We start from the raw sequence: 24,491 nt of genomic DNA on the forward strand, positions 1-24,491 counted from the left end.
AATGGATATATCAAAGCTTGGTGAATTCGGTCTGATACGTCGTCTTACTGATGACATAAAACCGGTGAACGTTTCAACCGTGTATGGAGTGGGGGACGACTGTGCGGTGATGCACTATCCCGACAAAGAGGTGCTTCTTACCACTGACATGCTAATGGAAGGGGTTCATTTCGATCTCACATATATAGACTTGTTCCATCTCGGATATAAGTCGGCGATGGTGAATATCAGCGATATCTTTGCCATGAACGGCACTCCGCGGCAGATGACGGTGAGCATGGCACTGAGCAAGCGTTTCACGGTGGAGGATATGGAGATGTTCTATAAGGGTATTCGTGCCGCCTGCGGCAAATGGAATGTAGACATTGTCGGAGGTGACACTACGTCTTCCTATACCGGTCTTGCCATAAGCATCACATGTGTAGGTGAGGCTGATAAGGCCGATATCGTCTATCGTAACGGTGCCAGGGAGACGGACCTTATATGTGTATCCGGTGATCTCGGGGCAGCTTATATGGGATTGCAGTTGCTTGAACGCGAGAAGTCTGTGTATTACCAGCAGGTGGAGGAAGCCAAAAAGAAGGGCGACAGAAATATGCTGGGACAGCTTGCACAGTTTCAGCCGGACTTTTCCGGAAAGGAGTATCTTTTGCAGCGACAGTTGAAGACCGAGGCGCGCGGTGATATAATACACCGTCTGCGTGAGGCGAACATACGTCCTACAGCGATGATGGATGTCAGCGACGGTCTCAGCAGCGAGTTGCTGCATATCTGTTCGCAGAGCCATGTGGGTTGCCGTATATTCGAGAAGAATCTCCCTATTGACTATCAGACAGCCGTCATGGCCGAGGAGTTCAACATGAATGTCACGACATGCGCATTGAACGGTGGTGAGGACTATGAGCTTCTCTTTACCGTGCCTATCGGTGATTACGACAAGATAGAGATGCTTGATGATGTGAGGCTGATCGGGCATATAACAAAGGAAAGTCTCGGCAGGGTGCTTGTCACTCGCGACGATAACGAATTTGACCTGAAGGCCCAGGGATGGAATCCTCTTTCCTGAACGTCTGCGGATAGAATATAATCAGAGACAGGATTAAAATGCATATTGTTTCTCTATGGAGGCTGTTGCATTTTAATCCTGTCTCTTTTGGATATTATATGTAGATGGTAATATCCCACGTATAACGATATTGTAAAAAGAGTCCCACAGACTACCAGAAAAGGAAGGAGAGCCCCTCCAGCTCCCCAAAGGGGAGAGAAAGGAAGTGAAAGAGGAAACATCAGGTAGGTATGCGGATAAAATGCTCATCCTCAATGTAGGGACATGCCTTTGGCATGTGTCAGACGACGAACGCCCACACACTTAATTTATTATACACGAGTATGCAGAAAAACGACAACATATATATAAGGTATATTATCCATTGGATGGATATTTCCGTCTGACACGTGCCGAAGGCACGTCCTCGTGGGTGATAGGAGTGGGGGAGCTGGAGCAGCCGATTTATAGGGCGAGCCGGAGCCGGTCTGCTGGTCATGAGTCTTAATTCGGGGTAAAATAAAACCCTGCCGTTTTACACGAACAGGGCTAATGAAAGGAGGAGTGGTGCCACCAGGAATCGAACCGGGGACACAAGGATTTTCAGTCCTTTGCTCTACCAACTGAGCTATGGCACCAAGTCTCTTGTGCTTATTTGCGTGTGCAAAGGTACAATAAATATTTCTAACAGGAGAAAAGAATATTGAAAACGTTCGTTGTGTTAACAACTTTTATGAAATTCCGATACAAAAAGATATGCGACTTGCTTCTTGACTGTCGGTTGCGGATGAAATGTATTGTATAGGATTTTTATTCTTTCCTCATAAGATACTTCCGTTCTTCCTGTGAGAATTTCTCTATTGCATATCTCAGCATCGTGCGTGGTATGGTTGTATGTCGGCTGTCAATAAAGTCGTATAATATTCTCGGGTCGCGTTTTCCTGCCTCTCTGAGCATCCATCCCGTTGCCTTGTGGATGAGATCGTGCTTGTGGGTCATCAGTTTCTGTGCCAGTGCATACGTGTCATCGAGGTCGTTGTTGCGTATGAATGCCAATGTTGATACGATGGCTATGCGGTTGTCCCATAAAAGGTTGCTTTCGGAAAGTTCGTATAGGATGTCACGTGGTTTGTCGAGCAGGTATTTGCCTACGATGTAGGGTGCGGACAGGTCTACGAGGTCCCAGTTGTTTATTCTTGCCGTGTTGCCGAGATAGAAGTCGAACACCCTCTGTCTGGTTTCCTCATCGCCCTTTGCGAACATACGCACCATTATGAGCAATGCGCAAAGCCTTGCCTCATGATATTCCGATGCCAGCAATCCGGATATAGTGTCCATGGATGTGTCTTTATGTGCTTTGGCAACCTTGCGCGTGTATGGCACAGTCACGCCTAAAAACACATCGCCCTCTCCATACTGGCCTTTTCCTGTCTTGAAGAAATATGGCAGGAAAAGCCGTTTCTCTTCTGTGGCAAATGATTTCAGTTCTTCTATTATAGTATGTGTTTCACTCATCTGTTGTTTTCTTAATCTTTCTTTTTGCTTTTTATTCTCGATCTCATGGATCTTACCGAGCTGCTTCCTATTCCGAAAATTTTCATCAGTTTGTCATCGGTCATATTCTCGTGTTCGAGAATCATAAATAGTTGGCTTTTGGGTGACAGTCCGTAATAGTTTAGTTTCATCTCAGTCACAAACTTTACGTCTATTGTGCTGTAATAGTCTATGACGCATATAAAATCCGGCTTTTGCCATGTTACGGTTGCTCCTCCTTCCATAACGTAGGTGTATAGGCTTTTACCATGTTACGGTTGCTCCTCCTTCCATAACGTAGGTGTATAGGCTTTTACCCTTATTTATAGATTCAAGTTTATTGTCTTGCAGCAAATTTATAAACTCTTCTTGCTCCTCTATTTTGCTTTTATATTTGTTTTCAATATTCTCTTTATCCTTTATTGTATCCTTGTATGTCTGAATCTGATTTTGTGCTTCGTCATAGTTTCCTTTTATTTTATTTATTTTGTGTCTGTGGTAAATGGATATGATCGTGCTTATCAAGAGTATGGATACAGCCATATATAAAATGTATAAAGTTGTAGTCTCGTTTTTTTTTCTTTCTGCTTTTCTGTCTATTCCCGTTTGCAGGTCTTTCACGTTTTCTTCAGAATGTTTCTTTTCCCGGTTTTTCCTTACTTTGATGAGTTCTGAAGAAATCTTGCTCGCTTCCTCATGCAGTCCGAATTTATCATAATACTTTATCATGTCTTCCATGATATTTATTTTACTGTTGGCATTCGCAGTCTTTAATGCTTCTTTCCATAGCTCATCGGCCTTTTCTATATTTCCGTTTCTTGCATAAATGCATGCGATATTGTCTAATGTCGATGGGATTGGTTTTATTTTATATGCCTCTTTCAGATATTTCAATGCTTTTGTCGTATCTGTATTTATATAATAAAATCCTATATTGTTTAAAAGTATGGTTCTCTCTTTCATAGGAACATCTTTGAGTAGCGGTATACATTTATCTATATAATACATGGCACAGTCTTGTTTCCATAGGTCTCCATAGCAAAATGCCATGTCATTAAATGCGTATGCCAGCCAGTAGTTGTTTTTACATTTTATTGAAAGGTTCATGTTTTTTCTTGCATATTTAAGTGCAAGCCCAAATTCACCTGCTTCTTCATTTATCTGGCATAGGCTTCCCCATATTTTATTGTTTAGGGCATTGTCGTTTATTTTATAAGCCAAAGCCTCTGCTTCTTTTAAACACACAACAGCTTCCTTGGCTCTTCCTATTTCAAGTAAAGTGGCACCCTTATAATAATATGAGCGTGCTAATTTTTCCTTGTCTCCATTTTGGTAATAATCAATGCTGATGTTTATCAGTGAGTCTGATGTAATAGGCTGATAAAGTCGGTATCTTGTCTGTATTGTCAGCAGATTATAATATGCCCGTGCTTCTTTGTCTGAAATATTCTTTTCCGGGATTTGTTCAAGCATTTTCATTGCCGAGTCCGGCATGTTTTTTATTAGCAGAGAGTCCACTTGGGCAAGTCTTTTATAGATTTCTCCTTTATTGCATCCTGTAAGTGCAGACAACGGAATGCTTAATATGAATATTATTTTCAGAATGAGTTTTGTCATTGTTCTTGATTGTTATTTGTTGCAAAATTACTCTTTTTAATCGTAAATAATCACCTTTTTGCTTTTTATATGTGATATTTGTATTGTATGATTGTTGCATTTTAGACTATTAATAATTGTATTATGTTATTTGAGCATTCACTGCTGTTTCTTAATCTTTTTTTTTGCTTTTTATTCTTGAGCGTATAGACCTTATAGAACTGTCGCCTATGCCATAAATTTTTTTTAGTTCTTCATTATCTTTGCCTTCATTTTCAAGAATCATGAAAAACTGGTATTTGGGTGACAGGTTATTATAGTTGGTTTTTATGTTTATCACAAATTGTGCGTCGATTGTACTATAATAGTCTATAGCGCATTCAAAGTCGTTTTTATCCCATTTTATAGTGTTTCCTCCTTCTTTAATCTTGCCGTATAACACGTTGCCATTATTAATAGCTATCGATTTTTTGTCTTGGAGTGTGGTTATCATTTCATTAAGTTTCTCAATATTCTCTTTATAATTCTCAGTATCTTTTTTTTGGCTATCGATTATTTCCGTATATTTCTCTATATGTTTCTGTGCCTCGAGATAATGTTTTTTCGTCTTTTTAATATTATATATATAATATGTTGTTATGACTATGGCAATAGTCATAATTATAATGACTATTAACTTTAAAACTGTAATTACAGTTGTTTTTTTTGTGTGTTCTATGCTTTTGTCGAATTCTATCTGCAAGTCTTTTACTTTTTCTTCAGTTCTTTTACTTTTTAAACTGTCTCTTAGTTTTAGTAAATTTACTGCTATGTTGCTTGCTTCTTCATGAAATCCGAATTGCTCTTTATGTTTGAGCATAGCTTCCATAATTTTAATTCTGCTAAGTAGGCTTTTTGTTGCTAATGCTTTTTTCCATAAACTATCTGCTTTTGTGAAATTACCTGTTTTGGCATATAAGTAAGCTAAATTATCTAAAGTTGTATTGTGAGGGTTTATCCTATATGCTTTTTCTAAATAAGTAAACGCAATAGTGTCGTTTGTTTCTCTATAAAAGTATCCAATGTTGTTTAATATTATGTATTTTTCTTTTGTTGGAACATGATTAAGAATAGGTATACATTTGTTTATATAATATATTGCACTGTCTTTATACCCTAAATTTCCATAACATAATGCCATACCATTAAAGGCGAATGCTAACCAATAATCGTTCTTACATTTGATGGATAGTTCCATGTTTTTTTTAGCATATTCAAGAGCTAATGAATACTCTCCGGCCAATTCATTTACGAAGTCAAGACTTTCTAAAATTTTATTGTTTAGGGCGTTGTCGTTTATATCAGAGGCCAATGTTTCCGCCTTTTTCAGGCATACAACCGCTTCTTTCACTCTTCCAATTTCATGTAAAGTAATGCCTTTATAATAATATGACCTAGCCAGCTTTTCTCCTTGTTCCTGTTTATAATAATCAATGCTGATGTTTATCAGTGAGTCTGATGTGATAGGCAGATAAAGCCGGTATCTTGTCTGTGTCATCAGCAGATTGTAATATGCCCGTGCTTCTTTGTCTGAAATGTTCTTTTCCGGGATTTGTTCAAGCATTTTCATTGCTGAGTCCGGCATGTTTTTTATTAGCAGAGAGTCCACTTGGGCAAGTCTTTTATGGATGTCTCCTTTATTGCATCCTGTAAGTGCAGACAACGGAATGCTTAATATGAATATTATTTTCAGAATGAGTTTTGTCATTGTTCTTGATTGTTATTTGTTGCAAAATTACTCTTTTTAATCGTAAATAATCACCTTTTTGCTTTTTATATGTGATATTTGTATTGTAGGATTGTTGCATTTTATACTATACAAGTCATGTTGCATATTATGCAACGTCTTGATATTTAGAAGGATAAGTATAAAATGCCAATGCAACACCGTTTTTGAAAAAATATAGGAAAATGTTTGGCGAAAAGAAAGAATTTCTAATTTTGCATCAAGAGTAAACGTGAAATAATAACAAAACTTATCTAAAATGAAAATAAAAAGTATCATATTGTTGGTTGCTGCATTATGTATGAGTTTGATGTTTGCAAATGCGAGTGTTGAGGAAAGTAGTGAAGATAATGCTTTACGGCCCCGCAAGTCTGAGAAACCTGTAATAACATCCTCATACGATGATGACAGTAAAACTATCAATATTGTGTTTGAAGATGCTGCAAAGGACACAGAAGTATCTATATATAAAGATGGTGAAATGGTGGAGCAAGAAAATAAGGAAAGTGTTGAAGCCGGACATGTCGGGTCTTATCCTTTGTCCGGATATGGAGCAGGTGTGTATGATGTATATGTATGTGCAAGCGGAGAAAACGAACTTGTTGAAACTGTAATAATAGCGGATTTTTAGTTGCTGGCCATTTTAGCCTAATCTGCAGGTGTTACATTTTTAGGCGTTTTTATGGCATGGTTTTGAGTTAAACAGCTGAATATTAATAGATTAACGTATTTTAAGATGTAACAACAGAAAATAAATAATTTTATTTTTTCTTGTTTGAAGATTTCTAATTCGTTATATTTGCAACGTAAAAAGAATAGATTTAAACTTGTAGGCACAGATAGACAACGAAAATAAACTTGTAATAAAAGAATAGAAAATATATATTTATTCCGGATAGATATGTAGCTGTAGACCTTACTACAATAAAAAAGGAGAGTGTCCGAAAATCTTAAGAGTAGGCTGTTGTGGAAAATCCACAATGTGTAATATTAATTTCTAAAGAGTAAAACAATGTCAAACGATGATTTTTTTGAAATAGAGCCCTTGGTTTCTTTCGAAGAGTTTGGACAAGACCTGATGAGCATGGTCTTGGGAGGTACCGGTAGTGGCCCGGTGTCGCCACCGCCATGTGGTAAATATAGCTTTTGTGCAATAAATGGCAATTGCGGTAAAAATGAATTTTGTGGTATTTATGGTACATGTGCAGATCTTATGATATGTGGCACATATAAACCGGAAATCTGTAAATTACAAGCAGAAATAGTACAGTAATAATTAGAGAGTGTTGAAAGTGTGTAACAGTAATAGGTGTTTATTGTATTTATTTATTGTTACTTTTCAACACTCTTTTAAGAAACATATAAAATATAGAATATGCTGAGAAAATCCATATATACATTCCTCATTCACAGGAACGATGATTATTTGGTATACAACACCGCAAAGAACAATTTTTGGCGGATAAACGAATTTGTGTACAATTTTATAGAGAATATAGAGACCCATAAGCAGGAAATAGAAAGCGAGGAAGTTATGAAGCGAATTTCAACGCTACATTCCATGGGCATTCTCTCTACAGAAGAGGAAGACAACAGTGTTGCCGATGCTATAAGGATGAAACATTTGTCGAACGCATATTCTAAAGAAAAGATAAGCATCACGCTTGTTCCCACAGTGTCGTGCAATCTTGTTTGCCCGTATTGTTTTGAGACAATCAAACCTAAAGGCATGATGAGCGAAGAGACATGCGACAAGGTGGTTGAATTCATAAAGAGTCATGTAAATGCCAAATACTTGTATCTTACATGGTTTGGAGGAGAGCCGATGCTCGGAACAAAGATTATGGAGCGTTTCATGGGAAAGATAAAAGAGCTTTCCGAAGACCTGCAGCTTGTTCACCATGGTATTATAACAAATGGAACATTGCTCGACAGCAGCCGGTGGGGCGTGTTCAAGGAATACCCTCTGAATTCTTTGCAGGTGACGTTGGACGGAAAAAAGCCCACCCATGATAAAAAACGTATAAGACCCGACGGACAAGGCACTTTTGACGTTATAATGGAAAACCTTAATAAATTCGCAGGCGAGTTTCCCGATACCTCAATATCAGTAAGGGTGAACATAGACAAGAATAATGCGGATGAGTTTATGGATGTTTATGATTATGTGAAACAACTGTTTCCGGAAAAGAAAAACCTCTTTGTATATCCCGGAATAATCAAGGGCTGCGGAACAGAGGGCATAGACTCGCCTTTCCTTAAGAATCAGGATATTGCACGGATAAGAGATAAGATGATAGAGCGCGGATATCCGATAAGTTATCCGCAGCACTGTATAGGGGGATGCTGTGCGACATCGCTGTCGAGCTATGTCATAGGTCCTAAGGGTGAGATTTACAAATGCTGGATGGATTTGGGCAAAAAAGAAAGGGAGACAGGCAATGTGTCCGATAGGAAATACACCAATATGCCGTTGCTCGGAAAATATATGCTATATGGCTCGCATGTGATGACACCTGAATGCTGGAAATGTCCGCTTTTGCCGATATGCTCTAATGATTGTGCGCATGAGAGGCTTGAGAATATGGAGAAGAAGGCCGACAATGATTTGTGCTGCATATATAAAGATAATAACGAGGCATTGCTTGACAGTATGTACAGGTTTTACAAATCTCATATAAAACAGAAAGAAAAATGACGTTTTGTTCTTGTAAAGATTAATATTTATGTATATTTGCAAAGAAATGCTGTGATTTGTTATCATAAATAATAAAAACACAGTGTGTCAGATAAAAAATCAGTAACCAACAAAAACAATTAAAATATGAAAAAGATAAGTTTATTTTTTGTTTGTTCCCTATTCTCTTTCTCCTCTATGGCCCAGAAAGAAGGCCATAATGTTATATCCGGTTCTGTTGTGGATGCAAACGGCAAAGCGTTGGCTAATGCCACTGTGTCGTTGAATAACAACGGAACCGTTTCAGGGGCTAAAGCAGATGAGAACGGAAAGTTCACTATTGAATATAAGGCCGGTGCCGACAGCATAGACATAGAGTGCAGTCTTGTTGGCTTTGAGACGAAAAGGAAAAGGATAAAGAGCGAAAACGATCAAAAGGTGAATGTTACGCTGAATGAAAAGTCGGTGGAGTTGGCCAATGTGACCGTTGACGGACAGACACAGATAATGAAGGACGACCATCTTGTTTTCATTCCCACGAAGAATCAGGTGAACGGTGCAAACTCTGGAATAAGCTTATTGTTCAATATGATGATACCGCAACTTATTGTAGACAGAATCACAGGCTCGGTAGAGGCTGCCGACAAGTCGGCTGTGTCGTTTTATATCGACGGCCGCAAAGCGCTTCAGGGTGAGATAAACCAGTTGCGCCCTAAAGATGTGGTCAGAGTGGAATACTATGATGTGCCGGGCGACAAGTTTCCCGGTGAAGGACAGAACAAGATAGTTAACTATATTGTGAAGAAATATGAGTATGGAGGATATGTGGACATGCGCACCGACACACGGTGGCTTTATTCCACAGGCGACTATAACATACAGGCGAAGATAAACCATAAAAAGGCCGACTTCATTATTCTTGCAGGAACAAACTTTTCAAAGGATACGGGGATAGAGACAACAGAAACTGCCAATTATGCCCTTGACGAAGGTTTTACCCGACTTACCGTTCCCGAGGACGGGCGCACAAAGAATATTTCCCACTATGGCGTTTTCCGCTCGTCGGTGCAATTGGGAAAGACTTATCTGAACGCGCAGGCCGGACTTAACTGGAGCGAAAGCCCTTATAACACGCTGCTCTCTACTGTGAGTTATTCGCCGGCTGTGTATCCATCGTCAATACTGTACCAGAATGTATATAGCAAGGGTATCACACCAAGCGGACAGTTGTATTTCAATACAAAGTTCAACAAGCGGCATTCATTGAGAGGTTTTTTATTTTATACGTATGGAAGAAACAGATATAAAAGAAACTATGTGGAGGGAACGGAACTGATGCCCGTATTGAACGACAGCCGTGAGAGCAGTCATGATTTTAATGTAAAGTTGATGTATAATCTGAGCATGAACCACAACAATTCGCTGGATGTATTCCTTTGGGGATTTTATGATAAGAGTAAGGTTGACTATGGAGGAACGACAGAATCTTATCAGGAAATAACATCCTCCGGTTTCCAGATACTTCCTTCCTATACCCAAATGATAGCAAATAAGTTTCGGCTGTATGTGCAGCCCGGAATATACATAGACAGGTATCAGATAAGCGAGCATGAGACTGTGACCAAGCTGTTTCCGCGCCCTTCATTTATGGTGAGTTATTATATGAAAAACGGACATCATGTACACTTGAAGGCTTCGATGGGGTCGAGCGAACCAAACATGAGCCGATATAACACCACTGAGCAGTATGTGAACAGCTATGAACTGATGAGAGGAAATCCGAATCTGAAAATATTGAAACTGTATGATGCCGGATTGTTTTATAATTTCGTACCGAAGAATTTTTTACCGTCAGGAACGTTTTATGTGACATATACAGGACATGACGATTTGATCAAGGACCGTTATTTCCAGGAAGGCGATAAAATGGTGCACACTTTCCTTACAGACGGTAATTTCCATCAGTTGCTTGCAGGTCTGGGGCTTTCGAAAAGCCTTTTCAACAGGTCTCTGCAGCTGCAGACAAACATAAACTACTACTATCAGAAAGTGAACGGATTGTATAGCGATGACAATAATTATATGGAATGCAGAGTGAGTGCGGCATATTTTATAAAGGGCTTTACGTTTACGGGCAAATTTGGGACACCAAGCACGCTACTCACCTCAAACTCTACCCTGTATAGACGCCGTTGTAATTATGGCCTGACTGCCTCATGGGGAAAGAACGGGCTGTTTGTGGAGGCCGGATGCAAAAACATCTTTGACAATAATCCGTATACGAGACATTGGGGCGATTACGGCACATATTCTTTCGACCGACATTCGGTGTCGGACAGTATGGGTAAGCAGGTGTATGTGAAACTTTCTTACAACTTCGACTTCGGCCGCAAGACAACCCGTGAGAACCTGAGTGTTGAGAAGGGTGGCTCGGCCATAATGCAACTTTGAAATATATGAAGAAGTTTCCATTTTGTCATCAGCATGATGCCATGCAGTGTGGCTTGACATGTCTCATGATGATATGTCGGTATTATGGCAGTTTTTATGATTATGACGAGCTGGAAGAACTGTGTGTGGCGACCCGCAACGGAGTGTCGATGCTCGATATCAGCGAGGCCGCAACGAAAATAGGTTATCATACGGTTTGCGGCCGTATACCGGCCGCAAACCTGAAAAGCATGCCGTTGCCTTGCATACTCCATTGGAAGCAGAACCATTTCGTGGTGCTCTATAGGATACACCGTGGGAAATACTATATCGCCGACCCTGCGAAAGGACTTCTGAAGTATAAGGAGGAAGAGTTCCGTAAATGCTGGGTGAGCACGGAGACCAATGGTGAGGAAAAGGGAATAGTCATGTTTATAAAACCCCGTGTGGGCTATCAGAGCATGGGCTATACCAAGGAAAAGAACAGGAAGCGCACGCTACAGTTTCTTTTCGGCTACATAAAGCCATATCGGAAATATTTCGGGCAGATAATACTCGGACTGCTCCTTGGAAGTCTTCTGCAGCTCATTCTTCCGTTTCTTACTCAGGCTATAGTCGATGTGGGTATAAAACAGCGCGACATAGGCTTTATATGGCTGATATTGCTGGGACAGCTGATGCTCACCGTGAGCCGTACGGCTGTTGATTTCATCCGCCGGTGGCTGTTGCTGCATATCAGTATGAGGGTGAACCTTGCTCTTATCAGCGACTTCTTCATAAAGCTTCTGAGCCTGCCGATGACGTTTTTCGACACGAAGCAGCTGGGAGACATAATGCAGAGGATGAATGACCACGGGCGTGTGGAGCGATTTCTTACAGGCAACGTGCTTAACGTGATGTTCTCGGTGCTCACATTCCTTGTGTTCGGTGGAGTGCTTTACTTCTACAGCGGTGTCATCTTCATCATTTTCATTGCAGGCAGTGTGTTGTATGCCTTGTGGATAGCTTCTTTCCTGCGCAGACGTAAGGTTCTCGACTATGAGCTTTTCGAATTGCAGGCGGAGAACAACAGCAAGACGTATGAGTTTATAAACTCTATGCAGGAAATAAAACTGCAGAACTGCGAACAGCGCCGCAGATGGGAGTGGGAAGATGTGCAGGCGAGTGTGTTTGAGGTGCAGATGAAGAGCATGAAACTGCAGCAGAGTCAGGAGGCCGGAAGCATATTCCTCAACGAGGTGAAGAACATGGTAATAACCGTTGTTGCGGCAACGGCCGTGATAAACGGTGACATGACGCTCGGTATGATGCTGGCTGTGCAGTATATCATCGGGCAGCTTAGCCGCCCTGTGGAGCTTATTATGGATTTCGTATATTCGTTTCAGGACGTGAGGATAAGCCTTGAAAGAATCAACGATGTACATGGCAGGTTTCCGGAAGACAACAGGCATTTCGTCTTTTTGCATGTCGAAGACCCTGACTTGGGCATAAGATTTTCGGAAGTGAATTTCAAGTACGATAAGAATATAAAGGAAAAAGTGCTTGACAATATAAGTCTGCATATCCCCAAAGGAAAGGTGACGGCCATTGTGGGAGCGTCGGGAAGCGGAAAGACAACTCTTCTGAAACTCCTTCTCGGATATTACGAGGTGGAAGAAGGCCGTGTGATGGTGGGAAGCATGGAGGTGTGCGAGCTTGACAAGCGATGGTGGCGCAGACAGTGCGGAGTGGTGATGCAGGACGGTGTCATTTTCTCGGAGTCAATAGCAAGAAACATTGCCGTGGACGATGGGGATATTGACACAGAGCGGATGATAAAGGCTGCGGAGATAGCCTGTATCAAGGATACCGTGATGTCGCTGCCGATGAAGTTTGACACAAAGATAGGCCGCGATGGAATGGGACTGAGTCAGGGGCAGAAGCAGCGTATACTCATAGCCAGGGCTGTGTATAAGAACCCGGAATACATCATCCTCGATGAGGCGACAAACTCTCTTGACGCCAATAATGAGCGTGCGATAGTGGACAACCTTGCAAGGTTTTATGAGGGGCGTACCGTAGTGGTGGTGGCCCATAGACTGAGCACTGTGAAGAATGCCGACCAGATAATAGTGATGGACAAGGGTCGTATAGTGGAGCAGGGTACTCATGAGTCGCTCACCGCGCGGCATGGAGCATATTACAATCTGGTGAGAAACCAACTGGAAATGGGTAATTGATTGAAGAAAACACGAGAATGGCAGAGAATATTGAAGTGAGAAGCGAAAAGGTGAGGAATGTCATTGGAATAGTTCCCCGCAGGCTTGTGAGAACCGGCACGGCTGTGATTACCGTTCTGGTGGTGTTGATGTTGGTTGCTGTATCCACAGTGCATTATCCGTTTTCTGTGGAGACCGACGGTCGGATTACAGAAACGCGGCTCGTTTCAGGCGAGAGGTTTTATAATGCCTGTCTGAAGACACCGTATAGCCACAGGACATTATTCTTCGGTTCACGTAAGGTAAACCTTATGTTTGAAGGTGATGACAAAACCGTTGTTGAAGGCAAGGTGGGAGCCGTTACCGGTATGCTTACCGACAAGAACGGTGATAACTATTGCAACGTCTTTGTCGGCATCGATGAAAAAGATATGGAGCGTTTGGGACTTAAGCTGAATATGAGGGTGCATGCTGTGACCTATATAAGTGACAAAACGTTGTTGGAACTGATTTCCGGGAGGGAATGAGACTGTAATGTCTCTGACGTCATTGTCTTTATGGAGCAGTGCGGGCATGTTTATGCAGATATAATACTGTATAGGCATGCCCGCACTGTAATTACGGTAATATAAAACGTAATTCATTTAGGGTGAAAGCCGGATTAATTGTTTAACTTTGCAGCCGGTTATAATATTCATATATATATATCAGGATGGAAAAAGAAGTCTATCGTTTGTTAAGGGCAGGAGCGTCCGGCATTTTGTTTATGGCATTCTGCGTACAGCCGGCACGTCCGTCCGGCATTGCGGACACGCTTCGTGCGCATCCGGTGGGGGAAGTGGTGGTGACCGGCAGCAACAGTGCCACGGGCAGGAACCTGCTTCCGTATACGGTGTCGGTGGTTAACGGCCGGCAGATAGAGGCAACGGGAAAGACACAGTTGCTGTCGGCCATATCCGGCCAGGTGCCGGGCCTTTTTGTATCGGAGCGTAACATTTTCGGATTCGGTATCAGCAACGGTGGTTCCGGAGGCATAAAGATACGTGGGGTGGGAGGCGACCCGACCAATGCCGTGCTGATGATGGTCGACGGACAGCCGCAGTTTGCCGGCATATACTCGCATCATGTGGCAGACTTTTACGGAACGGAATATGCCGACCGTGTGGAGGTGCTGCGAGGTCCCGGCTCTGTGCTTTACGGTTCCAATGCCATGGGAGGAGTGGTAAACGTGATAACAAAGAATGCGGATAAAGATGGTGTGCATACCACGTTGACCTCGCAATACGGGTCGTATGACACGTGGCTGTCATCGGTGACAAACACAGTGCGTATGGGCAGATTCTCATCGCTTGTGTCGTTGGGGTATGACCGTACCGACGGTGTGACGGATGGCTTTGATTTCAAACAGGGCAGCCTGTATGCGAAGCTCGGATACGATTTCAGTGACAGCTGGAAGCTGCGTGCCGACTATTCGCTGATGAACTTTACAGGAAACGATCCTTTGTATCCCAAGCTTTCGGATCCGGAGTCCACTGATATATATCATCAGAATATAACGCGCGGTGAGGCTTCGCTGTCGGCAGGAAACGCATACGGAAATACTGACGGAAACGTGAGGGTATACTATAGTTACGGAAACCATTATGTTGACGATCCGCGTCATTTCCACAGCCTTGACGACCGTTTCGGAATACTTGCATATCAGAATTTCCGTCCTTGGGAGGGCGCTTCAGCCACCATGGGATTCGATTTTGACACATATACCGGTGAGATTCCTGTTTCGGGAGGAGTCTCACACGTGGACAACACGCGTCCTACCACCATAGGCCGCAAAAGTATAACGGAGTATTCTCCTTATGTTACATTTTCACAAGAACTGATAAACGGCTCCCTCACCGTTAACGCCGGTCTGCGCATGTCGAACAGCGACCGTTTCGACACGCAGTGGATACCGCAGTGCGGATTTGCGGTGCGTCCGGCAGGAGGATGGATGATAAAGGCGTCGTTGGCTAAGGGCTACCGCAATCCCTCTTTCCGCGAAATGTATCTATATGCAACGGCAAATCCTGAGCTTGATCCTGAGACGATGATGAATTATGAAGTGAGCGCGGGTAAGACATTCTCGCGCTATTTCGGTTTCGATGTTACCGGATACTACAGCAAGGGCGACAATATGATTCAGGTGGTGAGACAGAAGAATGTGAATACCGGAAGTTTTATAAATAAAGGTGTTGAAGTGAGTGCCCACAGCCATCCTGCCGATAATCTTACGCTCCGTTGCACCTACAGTTATCTTTACACAACGATTGACAACCTTACGGCAGCTCCGAAGAACCAGTATTTCCTCGGTGTGACGTGGCGTCCGGTGGCAAGGCTCGGTGTGGATGCGGAAATGAAAGGCATCGGAGGACTTTATGTTGCCGATGATGTGGCACGCCAGAACTATACCTTGTTTAATATAAGGCTCTCATACGATGCTCTTCCATGGCTTGAGATTTTTACTAAGCTCGACAACATCACCGGACGCCACTATACTATAAACGAAGGATACGAGATGCCCGGATTCACCGGAATGGGAGGATTTAGGTTGAGGTTTTGATATTATAAATGTAAAGAGGGACATCGTTTTTTTTGCGATGTCCCTCTTTACATTTATGTTGCGGTCGTTTTAGACTTAAGTCAGTCTTTTGATTTTCATCCGACATGTAGGGACGTGCCTTCGGCACGTGTCAGACGCATAGGCATTGACATATTACTAAACGCTGTATACATCGCGAAGCGATGTCCCTACTCGTGACAGCGTTTTTTCACTTGCATATATTCCTATTGTGGTTGTCCATCGCCTGACACATGCCAAAGGCATGTCCCTACTCGTGGGTATGCATATATTCCTATGTTTCCACATTCCTTTGCCTTCCCTTTTGGGCCGGAGGGGCTCTCTTGTTCCTAAGGGAAGATTATATCCCCGCTTTGTGAATGGTTTATTTGTTGTATGTTCTCAGTGCTCCGAGCAGTTCGTTGTTTTCGCTTTTCTTGCCTACGGTAATTCTCAGGCAATTGTCGCACATCACCACATTCGTGCGGTTCCTCACAATGATGCCTTTGTCCGTCAGATAGTTGTAAACGCCTTGCGCATCGTTCATTTTAGCCAGAAAGAAGTTTGCGTCTGTAGGGTATACCTTCTCGCATATAGGCAGCATCTTCATTGCCTCTATCATGCGGCTTCTCTCGAGCAGGATGGTTTTCACCCATCCTTCCACGTTTATGGCATTGTCGAGAATATTGGCAGCCTGGTTCTGTGTGAGCAGGTTGATGTTGTATGGATATTTCACATTATTGAATATCCTTATGACATCGGCCTGTGCGTATGTCATGCCCAAGCGTATGGCCGCACAACCCCACGCCTTGCTCATGGTGTTCAGCACGATGAGGTTGGGATATTCGGTTATTTCGTATCTAAGCGACTTGCGTGTGGAGAAATCGCTATAGGCCTCGTCTACCACCACAAAGGCATCGAACCGTTCTATAATCTTTCTTATCACGTCATGGTTGAGATCATTGCCTGTGGGATTGTTTGGGCTGCAAATCCAGATGGCCTTGGTGTTGTTGTCACATTGTGCGAGGATTGCATCGGCATCGATGTCGTAGTCGTCATTGAGCCTCACCGGACGATATTCCACACCGTTGATGTCGGCACATACCCTGTACATGCCGTATGTAGGGTCTATCGCCACCACATTGTCTACGCCTGGAACGGTGAAACACCTGTATATCATGTCTATAGCCTCGTCGCTTCCGTTTCCGAGGAATATGCACTCTTCCGGCACCCCCTTTATCTTGCTTATTTTCTTCTTAAGCTCCTTCTGCAACGGGTCGGGATACCTGTTCAGCGGAGAGTTATATGGGTTCTCGTTGGCATCAAGAAATACCGTGGCTTCATTTCCGCTGTATTCATCGCGTGCGCTGCTGTAGGGCTTGAGGTTCCAAATATTCGGTCTTGTAAGTTGTTGCAAGTTTCTCATTGTCTTCTGTTTTTATCTGTTGATGTGTTCAATTCTGACGGTCATCGCGTTTTTGTGACCGTCGAGCTGTTCGGCCGCAGCCATTATCTCCACGGCTCTTCCGATGCTTCTCACTCCCTGTTCGGAGAGATGCTGGAATGTAATCTTTCGGCAGTAGCTGTCGAGGTTCACTCCGCTATAGGCTGTGGCGTAGCCATGTGTGGGCAGGGTGTGGTTGGTGCCGCTGGCATAGTCGCCTGCGCTTTCACAGGCATATTTGCCGAGAAACACGCTGCCTGCGTTTATCACCTTTTCTGCTGTCTCGTTGTAGTTTTCCGTTTGTATTATCAGATGTTCGGGTGCGTATGCATTGACAAGTTCCATAGCCTCGTCAAGAGTTTCCACCAGTACGGCCTTGCTGTTGTCGAGTGCCTTTTCTGCAAATTCCTTTCGCGGAAGGTTTTCGAGCTGCTGCTTTATCTCTTTCTCTACGTTGCTTATGAGATGCCTGTCGGTGGTGATGAGCAACACTTGTGAGTCGGTCCCATGCTCGGCCTGTGAGAGAAGATCCGCGGCAATGAACTCAGGGGTTGCGCTGGCATCGGCCACCACGCACACCTCGGACGGCCCTGCCGGCATGTCGATGGCCACGTCGGCAATGCCCACCTGCTGTTTGGCTGCCATGACATATTGGTTGCCGGGGCCGAAAATCTTGTATACCTTTGGCACTGTTTCCGTTCCGTATGCCATTGCCCCTATGGCTTGCACACCTCCTGCTTTGTATATGCGGCTCACTCCTGCGATGCGTGCCGCCACGAGTATGGCCGGATTTATCTTTCCGTCACGTGCCGGTGGGGTACACATTATTATATCCCTGCATCCGGCAATCTTAGCCGGTGTGGCAAGCATCAGCACAGTGCTGAATAGTGGTGCCGTTCCTCCGGGAACGTACAGCCCCACCTTTTCTATTGGCACGCTTTTCTGCCAGCATTCCACTCCCGGCATGGTTTCCACTTTGTTTCCGGTGAAACGTTGCGACTCGTGAAACTTCCGGATATTATGATGGGCTGTGGCGATGGCCTCTGCAAGTTCTGGTGAGACGAGCCGTTCGGCCTCAGCCATCTCTTTTTCTGTGACGGCGAGCTGTTCCGGCCTTATCCCGTCAAACATTTCCTCATATTCTTTCACGGCCTCATCGCCTCTTTTCCTTATCTCGCTGAGTATCGCGCTCACATTCTCGCATAGTTGTGATGCGTCGATGTGCGGCCGGCCGGTTATGCCTTCCCACTTGTCTTTTGTCGGATATAGTATTGTATGCATGTTGTTTTGTCTCTGTCTTTTGTCTGCGCCATTTTCTGTGATATGCTTTCAGAGAATCATTTTCTCAATCGGTGTGACGAGTATTCCCTGTGCCCCCATTTCCTTGAGTCTTCCAATGATTTCCCAGAACCGTTTCTGGTCGAGCACGGTGTGTACCGAGCACCATCCGTCGTCGGCAAGCGGGATGACGGTGGGGCTTTTCAGTCCGGGCAGTACTCCGATGATATCCTGCAGGCGGCTTTTGGGTACGTTCATCCTGATGTATTTCTTGTCTTCGGCATTCTTCACGGCCTCAATCCTGAAAAGCATGTCCTGCAGAATGTGCCTTTTCTCCTCACTGAGGTTTCTGTTGGCTATTATTACCGCCTCGCTTTCCATCACCGTCTCCACTTCCTTGAGATTGTTGCTCACGAGTGTGGAACCGCTGCTTACAATGTCGAAGATGCCGTCGGCAAGACCTATTCCCGGTGATATCTCGACGCTTCCCGTTATGACGTGTATGTCGGCCGTGATACCCTTGCGGTTCAGAAACCCTCTGAGTATGTTTGGATATGACGTTGCGATTTTCTTGCCGTTAAGCCATACCGTCCCGTTGTATCCGGCCTCTTTCGGAATGGCAACCGACAGCCGGCACTTGCTGAATCCCAGCCGGCATATTACCTCTGCATCCTCGCAGCGCTCGGCATATTCGTTTTCGCCCACAATGCCAATGTCGGCCACGCCTGTGGCCACGCTTTGCGGAATGTCGTCATCACGGAGATAAAGCACTTCGAGCGGGAAATTTGATGATTCGACGAGCAGGGTCCTTTTGCCTGCCCTGATTTTTATATCGGCTTCGGAAAGTAAATTCATAGTGTCGTCAAAAAGCCTTCCTTTTGACTGTACTGCAATACGTAACATAAGTTTTCGGGTTTTACTGTTTATTATCTTGTTGTTTACAATCTCTTTTCTATACTAATCGGTCATTGAAAAGACATGGTAAAATGTCGGATTAATGCGTTTTACATTGCAATGACCGATTTGGGTTTGGACGCAAAGTTACTTATTTCTGTGAGAATGTGCAAGAAAATGTGTACTTTTGCATTCAAATCGTATTATGTTGATAATAATTAGAATAATAATCGTATTTTTAATCATGGCTTCGGCCTTAATGTCGTGCGGCCGTCGCGACAGTGGTGGTGAAGCTCCTTGGGGAGTGACGGAAGATAGCATAGGCTCGGACGGATGTTTTGATTTGTCGCAGATTGTGGCGAACGGTGAGCTGATAATGCTCACTCCGGGCGGTCCTGACTCCTATTATGATTATCACGGACGTAAGCTCGGCCTTCATTATATGCTATGCCAGCGTTTTGCCGACGGTCTTGGTGTGAGTCTCCGTGTGGAGGTGTGTCGCGACACGTCCGAGATGGTGGCCCGTCTGCTCGGTGGCGAGGCCGATGTGATAGCCTGTCCGCTGACAGAAGCCGATTTGCGTGCCATGGGCGACAGCGCGGCCCTTCTGGTGCCATGCGGGGTGAGGATTGCTGCCGGAGGTGGCGGAGCGGAAAAAGCCGGTAATGCCGGCAGGCGTGGCTCAGAGGAGGCTGTGTGGGTGAGCGTGGCGGAAAAGCCGGAGCTGTGCCGTGCGCTCGACGAGTGGTTCACACCGGAGATACTCTCCGAGGTGAGGAAGGAGGAAGGCCGGTATCTGGACGGCCGCAGCGTGAAGCGTCGTGTGTATTCGCCCATGCTGAACCGCAGCGGAGGTGTAATATCCCGCTACGACGGGCTGTTCATGACCTACTGCAGGGATATCCGCTGGGACTGGAGGCTCATGGCGGCGCAGTGTTATCAGGAGTCAACTTTCGATCCGCAGGCTGTTTCGTGGGCTGGTGCGCGCGGACTTATGCAGATAATGCCGTCAACAGCTTCAGACCTCGGACTATCCATTGATGATATACACGACCCGGAGAAGAATATTGCCGCCGCGGCAAAGCTTACGGGACAGCTCGACAGGAAATTTTCCGACATAAAAGACCGTAACGAGCGCATAAGCTTCGTGCTCGCAAGCTATAACGGAGGATACCATCACATACGTGACGCCATGGCTCTTGCCGGAAAGCATGGCGGCAATGCCAGCCGATGGGAGGATGTGTCGCGGTATGTGCTTCTGCTCAGCACTCCGGAGTATTATCGCGACTCGATAGTGAAGAATGGATACATGCGCGGCTCGGAGACCGTGGACTATGTGGAGAAAATACGTAAACGATGGGAGGGATACCGCGGAGTGCGCGGCATACGTGCCGGACATTCGGGCATGGAGCCTCGCAAGGCCTCTCACAGGTCGCGGAAATTCTCATGACCGTCTTGCCACGGAAACATATATAATGTGAGAAACGGCCTGTTCCCTGTTTTTGGGGGACAGGCCGTTCTTTTTGTTTGTAAAACAGGTCATTTCCAAATCTTAAAGCATACCGTTTCAAACTTCAAATACGCGGTTCTCAAACCTTCCGACTTAAGTCAACCGACCTTCCGACTTAAGTCGGACACCTTTCCGACTATAGTCAGACACCCTTCCGACTTAAGTCGGAAGGTAAATGAATGGGTATTTCGCGGTTGGACAACAGTCTGTTTTCGGTTTGAGAACAATCTGTATGGATAAGTTCGGTATTTAATGAACCGATTTCGGCTGAGGCTGGTATTTGAGTGTTGCGGTCTGTTTCCGGTCAAAGAGGATTCTTGTTGTAGGGTACTTGAACATAACGTTTGTTTTTGTATCACACGTTGGTATCAAAACGATCACATATTGATATAAAACAGTTGGAATATACTAATATTAGTGAGAATATTATACTGTAGCGTTAAGTTCCGGATGTGCAATAAACAGGTCATATAAAGGGTTTCTTTCCATTATGCGGCTGTTCCTATTTCATATAAAAATTCCGGGGCAAAATCAGCTCCGTTTGCCCATTCAATCGTTACATGGGTCAATCCGTATTGGATGAATTTGTTGAGGTCAATCAATTCACCAAATACATTACCTGTTAAATATGGGTGTAAATCTACTTTTTTGATCACTCCGTCATTGAACTTCAAAAGTAGTTCATAATCCTTGATATAATCAACATCTACTACTCTTAACATGCATCTTTATTATTTTAAAGGTTCTATTTTATTCAACGGCTCTCCTTTTTGGGCTTTTTCCCATAGGGTCAGTATCTCTGCCTCATGCAAGTCTATCCATTCGTTTACTTTTGCTATGACTTTTGCGGGTGCTTGCCCGTTCACCACCCTGTCAATAACACTTATGGAACATTCATAATTACCGTACGCAAAATGAATGTGTGGCGGGTTATGGTCTCGCCAAAACAAACTTATTATTATTCCAAAGAATCTACATATTTCAGGCATATATAACTGTTTTTATATTACCTTACAAAGGTAGGTGATAATTTTATTACCCACAAACTTTTCGGCATTTTTTCAATATTTACTTTCCTTTTACCCATAATTATCCCTTTTTGCTCACATTAGATAGGGACTAAGAAAATAGGAACAACCTTAAATAGACCAAAAAATGAAAATTACCATATCGGAATTCTTATCTGCGACGGCTGAATAATCCATTCCATAGCCGTATTCCTTTTTTAGCGGCAAAGTCTACAACCTTATCATAATGCTCGAAAAGGGTTGCGGCAATGACATTGAAGCTAATCCAAACGGAATATGACAAGTCTTTGGCAGACTATGGTAAGGTTATTGTGAAAATCAGGGTTGTATTCCTTTTACCTTTGCAAAAGGAATACAACCCTGATTAATGCTCTTTGGTATGTTTACGGTCTGATTGCCTATTGGGGAGTTACAGCACCCCTTTGCTGCTTGGCAGCTCATAGTGGCGTATGTCCCGCCTGACAGCCATTCTCAGGCTGCGGGCGAGCGCCTTGAATATACCTTCTATCTTATGATGCTCGTTTGTGCCTTCGGCTTTGATGTTGAGGTTCATGGCGGCGGAGTCGCTGAGGCTTTTGAAGAAATGCATGAACATTTCCGTTGGCATTCCGCCGATTTTCTCACGCCTGAACTCCGCGTCCCATACCAGCCACGGTCGTCCGCCGAAGTCGAGTGCCACGGAGCACAGGCAGTCGTCCATGGGCAGGCAGTAGCCGTAGCGTTCCGTTCCGCGCTTGTCTCCGAGTGCTTTCCGCAGGCATGTCCCGAGAACGATGGCCGTGTCTTCTATAGTGTGATGGGAGTCTGTGTGAAGGTCGCCTTTGGCATACAGTGTGATGTCCATCATTCCGTGGCGTGCTATCTGGTCGAGCATGTGGTCGAAGAATCCTATGCCGGTGTTTATATCGCTTTTCCCCGAACCGTCGAGGTTTATTGTCATGCGTATGTCGGTTTCCTTTGTCACGCGTGTAACTTCGGCCGTGCGTTCTCCGGCGAAGAGAATCTCGGAAATCTTGTTCCAGTCCATACCGTCCTGTCCGAGTATCAGTGCCTTGCATCCGATGTTTTCTGCGAACATACGGTCGGTCTCACGGTCACCGATGACATAGCTGCCTGCGATGTCGTAGCCGGTGTTGGACATGTATTTTTCCACCATGCCTGTGCCTGGCTTTCTTCCGGGTGCGTTGTCTTCAGGGAAGTGGCGGTCGATGAGTATGTCGTCGAACGTGATTCCCTCGCCTTCGAGAGTCTGGAGTATGAAGTTGTGTACGGGCCAGAAAGTATTCTCGGGAAATGATGCCGTGCCGAGTCCGTCCTGGTTCGACACCATGACAAAGTGGAAGTCAAGGCTTTCGCGTATGAAGCCGAGATTCTTGAACACCCCTTTGGTGAATCTGAGTTTTTCAAAGGAGTCGATCTGCTCGTCGGCAGGCTCCTCTATAAGCGTGCCGTCACGGTCGATAAATAGGATTTTCTTCATGTTTTTATGTTGTTTGTCTATATTGTGCCTATTGTTGTGCTTTCAGCCTCGACGCCTCTCCTGTCTCGATGGCTCCGTACATCACGCATGTGTTGACAATGGCCGACACACGCAGGTATATCTGTATGAATCCGGCTACGGTGTAGACGGTGAATGCCACCGGCATTACGTATGCCGGCATGCCGAGGCTGTCGCCCATGGCCAGTCCGCTGTATGCCTGTATGTTGGCTGCCGATACAATCCACAGCGGCTGTAGGAGCAGTATGCCTATGACGCTGATTATAATTATGTTGACGAGAATTATGGCCATGATAAATCCGAAATGCCGCATTCCCGTCCTGTAGTGTCTTGCCATCAGCGGCAGGAAGGCGGTGTCTTTTTCCATCACATATTTCATGGCAGGGTATGTAGCTGGTATGATAATCATGAAATTTATGAAAACAATGGCAAGCGCCAGTGCGGTGAGTGCCGGTGATGGCTTAAGCTCTGTTCCTGCCAGTCTTGTGAGCGCATATCCGCAGGCTCCGGTCTGGGTTGCCGTGAAGACAGTCATCAGCAGCATGAAGATCGCGGCTTTCAGCACTCTGAAGAATATCTGAGGGTTGAATGTGAGCCAGTTGCGGGGACGCGTCATCCTGTTGTTTTGTGAATATTCCGTCAGCAGTCTCACGCATCCCGAATAGCATGCTGTCTCGGCCAGTCCGCCGGCAAAAAGCAGTACGGCAATTATCCATAGTCTGTCCGGAGAGGTATAGATTGTGGGCAGTATGGTGCATATTGCGCTGAGTATGATGGAAAAGAGCATGGCGAACGGCCATGATGCCTTAAGTATTGTTATGAAATTGGAGGCCATGAGGCCGTAGCCGAATTTGAGGCTTCCGCTGTAGGTGCGGTCTTTGAAAATGGTTTCTGTGGTATTCTCAGACATGTTTTTATCCATTATTTTCATTTGTCTGTTGCAAAGGTAGTGTTTTTTTGCTATCTTTGCATATAATAATACCTTCAATTAATAGAAAT

20 protein-coding genes and 1 tRNA gene are annotated in these 24,491 nt (G+C 44.4%); 9 read left to right on the forward strand and 12 right to left on the reverse strand.

Annotation, left to right across the window (positions count from 1 at the left end; translation table 11 throughout):
* The first annotated feature begins 1 nt into the window (after nucleotide 1).
* Nucleotides 2-1,066: a thiamine-phosphate kinase gene (thiL, locus tag HPS56_RS02785; protein WP_172273500.1), complete on the forward strand. Its 1,065-nt coding sequence runs from the start codon at nucleotides 2-4 to the stop codon at nucleotides 1,064-1,066.
* 544 nt (nucleotides 1,067-1,610) lie between these two features.
* Here thiL and HPS56_RS02790 read toward each other — a convergent pair.
* From HPS56_RS02790 to HPS56_RS02810, 5 genes are all read right to left on the reverse strand, one after another.
* Nucleotides 1,611-1,683, reverse strand: a tRNA-Phe gene (locus tag HPS56_RS02790).
* A gap of 172 nt (nucleotides 1,684-1,855) precedes the next feature.
* The gene (locus HPS56_RS02795; RefSeq protein WP_172273503.1) at nucleotides 1,856-2,560 is read right to left on the reverse strand and encodes a DNA alkylation repair protein; all 705 of its coding nucleotides are present in this window, start codon (nucleotides 2,558-2,560) and stop codon (nucleotides 1,856-1,858) included.
* Nucleotides 2,561-2,571: 11 nt separating this feature from the next.
* The gene (locus tag HPS56_RS02800; protein ID WP_172273506.1) at nucleotides 2,572-2,823 is read right to left on the reverse strand and encodes a hypothetical protein; all 252 of its coding nucleotides are present in this window, start codon (nucleotides 2,821-2,823) and stop codon (nucleotides 2,572-2,574) included.
* Nucleotides 2,824-2,842: 19 nt separating this feature from the next.
* Complete coding sequence (locus tag HPS56_RS02805; protein WP_172273509.1) at nucleotides 2,843-3,823, reverse strand: hypothetical protein; 981 nt, start codon at nucleotides 3,821-3,823, stop codon at nucleotides 2,843-2,845.
* Nucleotides 3,824-4,346: 523 nt separating this feature from the next.
* Nucleotides 4,347-5,921, reverse strand: coding sequence for a tetratricopeptide repeat protein (locus tag HPS56_RS02810; RefSeq protein WP_172273511.1), 1,575 nt, complete (start codon nucleotides 5,919-5,921; stop codon nucleotides 4,347-4,349).
* Nucleotides 5,922-6,198: 277 nt separating this feature from the next.
* On the opposite strand from HPS56_RS02810, the gene HPS56_RS02815 reads away from it, so the two are divergent.
* The 7 genes from HPS56_RS02815 (at nucleotide 6,199) to HPS56_RS02845 (ending at nucleotide 15,843) form a co-directional block, all read left to right on the forward strand.
* Nucleotides 6,199-6,570, forward strand: coding sequence for a hypothetical protein (locus HPS56_RS02815; RefSeq protein ID WP_172273514.1), 372 nt, complete (start codon nucleotides 6,199-6,201; stop codon nucleotides 6,568-6,570).
* Between the two features lie 381 nt (nucleotides 6,571-6,951).
* Nucleotides 6,952-7,212, forward strand: a complete 261-nt coding sequence (locus HPS56_RS02820; RefSeq protein ID WP_172273517.1) for a hypothetical protein — start codon at nucleotides 6,952-6,954, stop codon at nucleotides 7,210-7,212.
* Between the two features lie 102 nt (nucleotides 7,213-7,314).
* Entirely contained in the window at nucleotides 7,315-8,637 is a 1,323-nt protein-coding gene (locus tag HPS56_RS02825) for a radical SAM/SPASM domain-containing protein (protein ID WP_172273535.1), read from the forward strand.
* Between the two features lie 126 nt (nucleotides 8,638-8,763).
* Complete coding sequence (locus HPS56_RS02830; protein ID WP_172273538.1) at nucleotides 8,764-11,067, forward strand: TonB-dependent receptor; 2,304 nt, start codon at nucleotides 8,764-8,766, stop codon at nucleotides 11,065-11,067.
* 5 nt (nucleotides 11,068-11,072) lie between these two features.
* On the forward strand, nucleotides 11,073-13,265 hold the full coding sequence (locus tag HPS56_RS02835) for a peptidase domain-containing ABC transporter (protein WP_172273541.1): 2,193 nt from the start codon (nucleotides 11,073-11,075) through the stop codon (nucleotides 13,263-13,265).
* Nucleotides 13,266-13,282: 17 nt separating this feature from the next.
* A complete protein-coding gene (locus tag HPS56_RS02840) occupies nucleotides 13,283-13,771 on the forward strand; it encodes a hypothetical protein (protein ID WP_172273544.1) in 489 nt (162 codons plus the stop codon).
* A gap of 185 nt (nucleotides 13,772-13,956) precedes the next feature.
* The gene (locus HPS56_RS02845) at nucleotides 13,957-15,843 is read left to right on the forward strand and encodes a TonB-dependent receptor (RefSeq protein WP_172273547.1); all 1,887 of its coding nucleotides are present in this window, start codon (nucleotides 13,957-13,959) and stop codon (nucleotides 15,841-15,843) included.
* Between the two features lie 382 nt (nucleotides 15,844-16,225).
* Here the strand turns inward: HPS56_RS02845 and hisC are convergent, their stop codons facing one another.
* The 3 genes from hisC to hisG are packed head-to-tail and all read right to left on the reverse strand — an operon-like array spanning nucleotide 16,226 to nucleotide 19,465.
* Nucleotides 16,226-17,266, reverse strand: a complete 1,041-nt coding sequence (gene hisC, locus HPS56_RS02850) for a histidinol-phosphate transaminase (protein WP_172273550.1) — start codon at nucleotides 17,264-17,266, stop codon at nucleotides 16,226-16,228.
* Between the two features lie 12 nt (nucleotides 17,267-17,278).
* A complete protein-coding gene (gene hisD / locus HPS56_RS02855; protein WP_172273553.1) occupies nucleotides 17,279-18,565 on the reverse strand; it encodes a histidinol dehydrogenase in 1,287 nt (428 codons plus the stop codon).
* 48 nt (nucleotides 18,566-18,613) lie between these two features.
* The gene (gene hisG / locus HPS56_RS02860) at nucleotides 18,614-19,465 is read right to left on the reverse strand and encodes an ATP phosphoribosyltransferase (protein WP_172273556.1); all 852 of its coding nucleotides are present in this window, start codon (nucleotides 19,463-19,465) and stop codon (nucleotides 18,614-18,616) included.
* A 235-nt stretch (nucleotides 19,466-19,700) separates the two neighbouring features.
* On the opposite strand from hisG, the gene HPS56_RS02865 reads away from it, so the two are divergent.
* Nucleotides 19,701-20,906: an MltF family protein gene (locus HPS56_RS02865; RefSeq protein WP_172273559.1), complete on the forward strand. Its 1,206-nt coding sequence runs from the start codon at nucleotides 19,701-19,703 to the stop codon at nucleotides 20,904-20,906.
* Nucleotides 20,907-21,454: 548 nt separating this feature from the next.
* Here HPS56_RS02865 and HPS56_RS02870 read toward each other — a convergent pair.
* From HPS56_RS02870 to HPS56_RS02885, 4 genes are all read right to left on the reverse strand, one after another.
* Nucleotides 21,455-21,688, reverse strand: a complete 234-nt coding sequence (locus HPS56_RS02870) for a DUF2442 domain-containing protein (RefSeq protein WP_172273562.1) — start codon at nucleotides 21,686-21,688, stop codon at nucleotides 21,455-21,457.
* Nucleotides 21,689-21,697: 9 nt separating this feature from the next.
* On the reverse strand, nucleotides 21,698-21,955 hold the full coding sequence (locus HPS56_RS02875) for a DUF4160 domain-containing protein (RefSeq protein WP_172273565.1): 258 nt from the start codon (nucleotides 21,953-21,955) through the stop codon (nucleotides 21,698-21,700).
* 448 nt (nucleotides 21,956-22,403) lie between these two features.
* Nucleotides 22,404-23,474 (reverse strand): bifunctional histidinol-phosphatase/imidazoleglycerol-phosphate dehydratase HisB, encoded by a 1,071-nt coding sequence (hisB, locus tag HPS56_RS02880; RefSeq protein ID WP_172273568.1) that lies wholly within the window; start codon nucleotides 23,472-23,474, stop codon nucleotides 22,404-22,406.
* Between the two features lie 28 nt (nucleotides 23,475-23,502).
* A complete protein-coding gene (locus HPS56_RS02885; RefSeq protein WP_172273571.1) occupies nucleotides 23,503-24,423 on the reverse strand; it encodes a hypothetical protein in 921 nt (306 codons plus the stop codon).
* Nucleotides 24,424-24,491 lie beyond the last annotated feature (68 nt).

Origin of the sequence: Xylanibacter muris, assembly GCF_013166605.1 — a bacterium.
Lineage (GTDB): Bacteria > Bacteroidota > Bacteroidia > Bacteroidales > Bacteroidaceae > Prevotella > Prevotella muris.

What these genes read in the sequence shown, in the direction of transcription:
- thiL (WP_172273500.1), top strand. Translation starts at nt 2, where the DNA reads ATGGATATATCAAAGCTTGGTGAATTCGGTCTGATACGTCGTCTTACT.
- HPS56_RS02795 (WP_172273503.1), bottom strand. Translation starts at nt 2,560, where the DNA reads ATGAGTGAAACACATACTATAATAGAAGAACTGAAATCATTTGCCACA.
- HPS56_RS02800 (WP_172273506.1), bottom strand. Translation starts at nt 2,823, where the DNA reads ATGGAAGGAGGAGCAACCGTAACATGGCAAAAGCCGGATTTTATATGC.
- HPS56_RS02810 (WP_172273511.1), bottom strand. Translation starts at nt 5,921, where the DNA reads ATGACAAAACTCATTCTGAAAATAATATTCATATTAAGCATTCCGTTG.
- HPS56_RS02815 (WP_172273514.1), top strand. Translation starts at nt 6,199, where the DNA reads ATGAAAATAAAAAGTATCATATTGTTGGTTGCTGCATTATGTATGAGT.
- HPS56_RS02820 (WP_172273517.1), top strand. Translation starts at nt 6,952, where the DNA reads ATGTCAAACGATGATTTTTTTGAAATAGAGCCCTTGGTTTCTTTCGAA.
- HPS56_RS02825 (WP_172273535.1), top strand. Translation starts at nt 7,315, where the DNA reads ATGCTGAGAAAATCCATATATACATTCCTCATTCACAGGAACGATGAT.
- HPS56_RS02830 (WP_172273538.1), top strand. Translation starts at nt 8,764, where the DNA reads ATGAAAAAGATAAGTTTATTTTTTGTTTGTTCCCTATTCTCTTTCTCC.
- HPS56_RS02835 (WP_172273541.1), top strand. Translation starts at nt 11,073, where the DNA reads ATGAAGAAGTTTCCATTTTGTCATCAGCATGATGCCATGCAGTGTGGC.
- HPS56_RS02840 (WP_172273544.1), top strand. Translation starts at nt 13,283, where the DNA reads ATGGCAGAGAATATTGAAGTGAGAAGCGAAAAGGTGAGGAATGTCATT.
- HPS56_RS02845 (WP_172273547.1), top strand. Translation starts at nt 13,957, where the DNA reads ATGGAAAAAGAAGTCTATCGTTTGTTAAGGGCAGGAGCGTCCGGCATT.
- hisC (WP_172273550.1), bottom strand. Translation starts at nt 17,266, where the DNA reads ATGAGAAACTTGCAACAACTTACAAGACCGAATATTTGGAACCTCAAG.
- hisD (WP_172273553.1), bottom strand. Translation starts at nt 18,565, where the DNA reads ATGCATACAATACTATATCCGACAAAAGACAAGTGGGAAGGCATAACC.
- hisG (WP_172273556.1), bottom strand. Translation starts at nt 19,465, where the DNA reads ATGTTACGTATTGCAGTACAGTCAAAAGGAAGGCTTTTTGACGACACT.
- HPS56_RS02865 (WP_172273559.1), top strand. Translation starts at nt 19,701, where the DNA reads ATGGCTTCGGCCTTAATGTCGTGCGGCCGTCGCGACAGTGGTGGTGAA.
- HPS56_RS02870 (WP_172273562.1), bottom strand. Translation starts at nt 21,688, where the DNA reads ATGTTAAGAGTAGTAGATGTTGATTATATCAAGGATTATGAACTACTT.
- HPS56_RS02875 (WP_172273565.1), bottom strand. Translation starts at nt 21,955, where the DNA reads ATGCCTGAAATATGTAGATTCTTTGGAATAATAATAAGTTTGTTTTGG.
- hisB (WP_172273568.1), bottom strand. Translation starts at nt 23,474, where the DNA reads ATGAAGAAAATCCTATTTATCGACCGTGACGGCACGCTTATAGAGGAG.
- HPS56_RS02885 (WP_172273571.1), bottom strand. Translation starts at nt 24,423, where the DNA reads ATGAAAATAATGGATAAAAACATGTCTGAGAATACCACAGAAACCATT.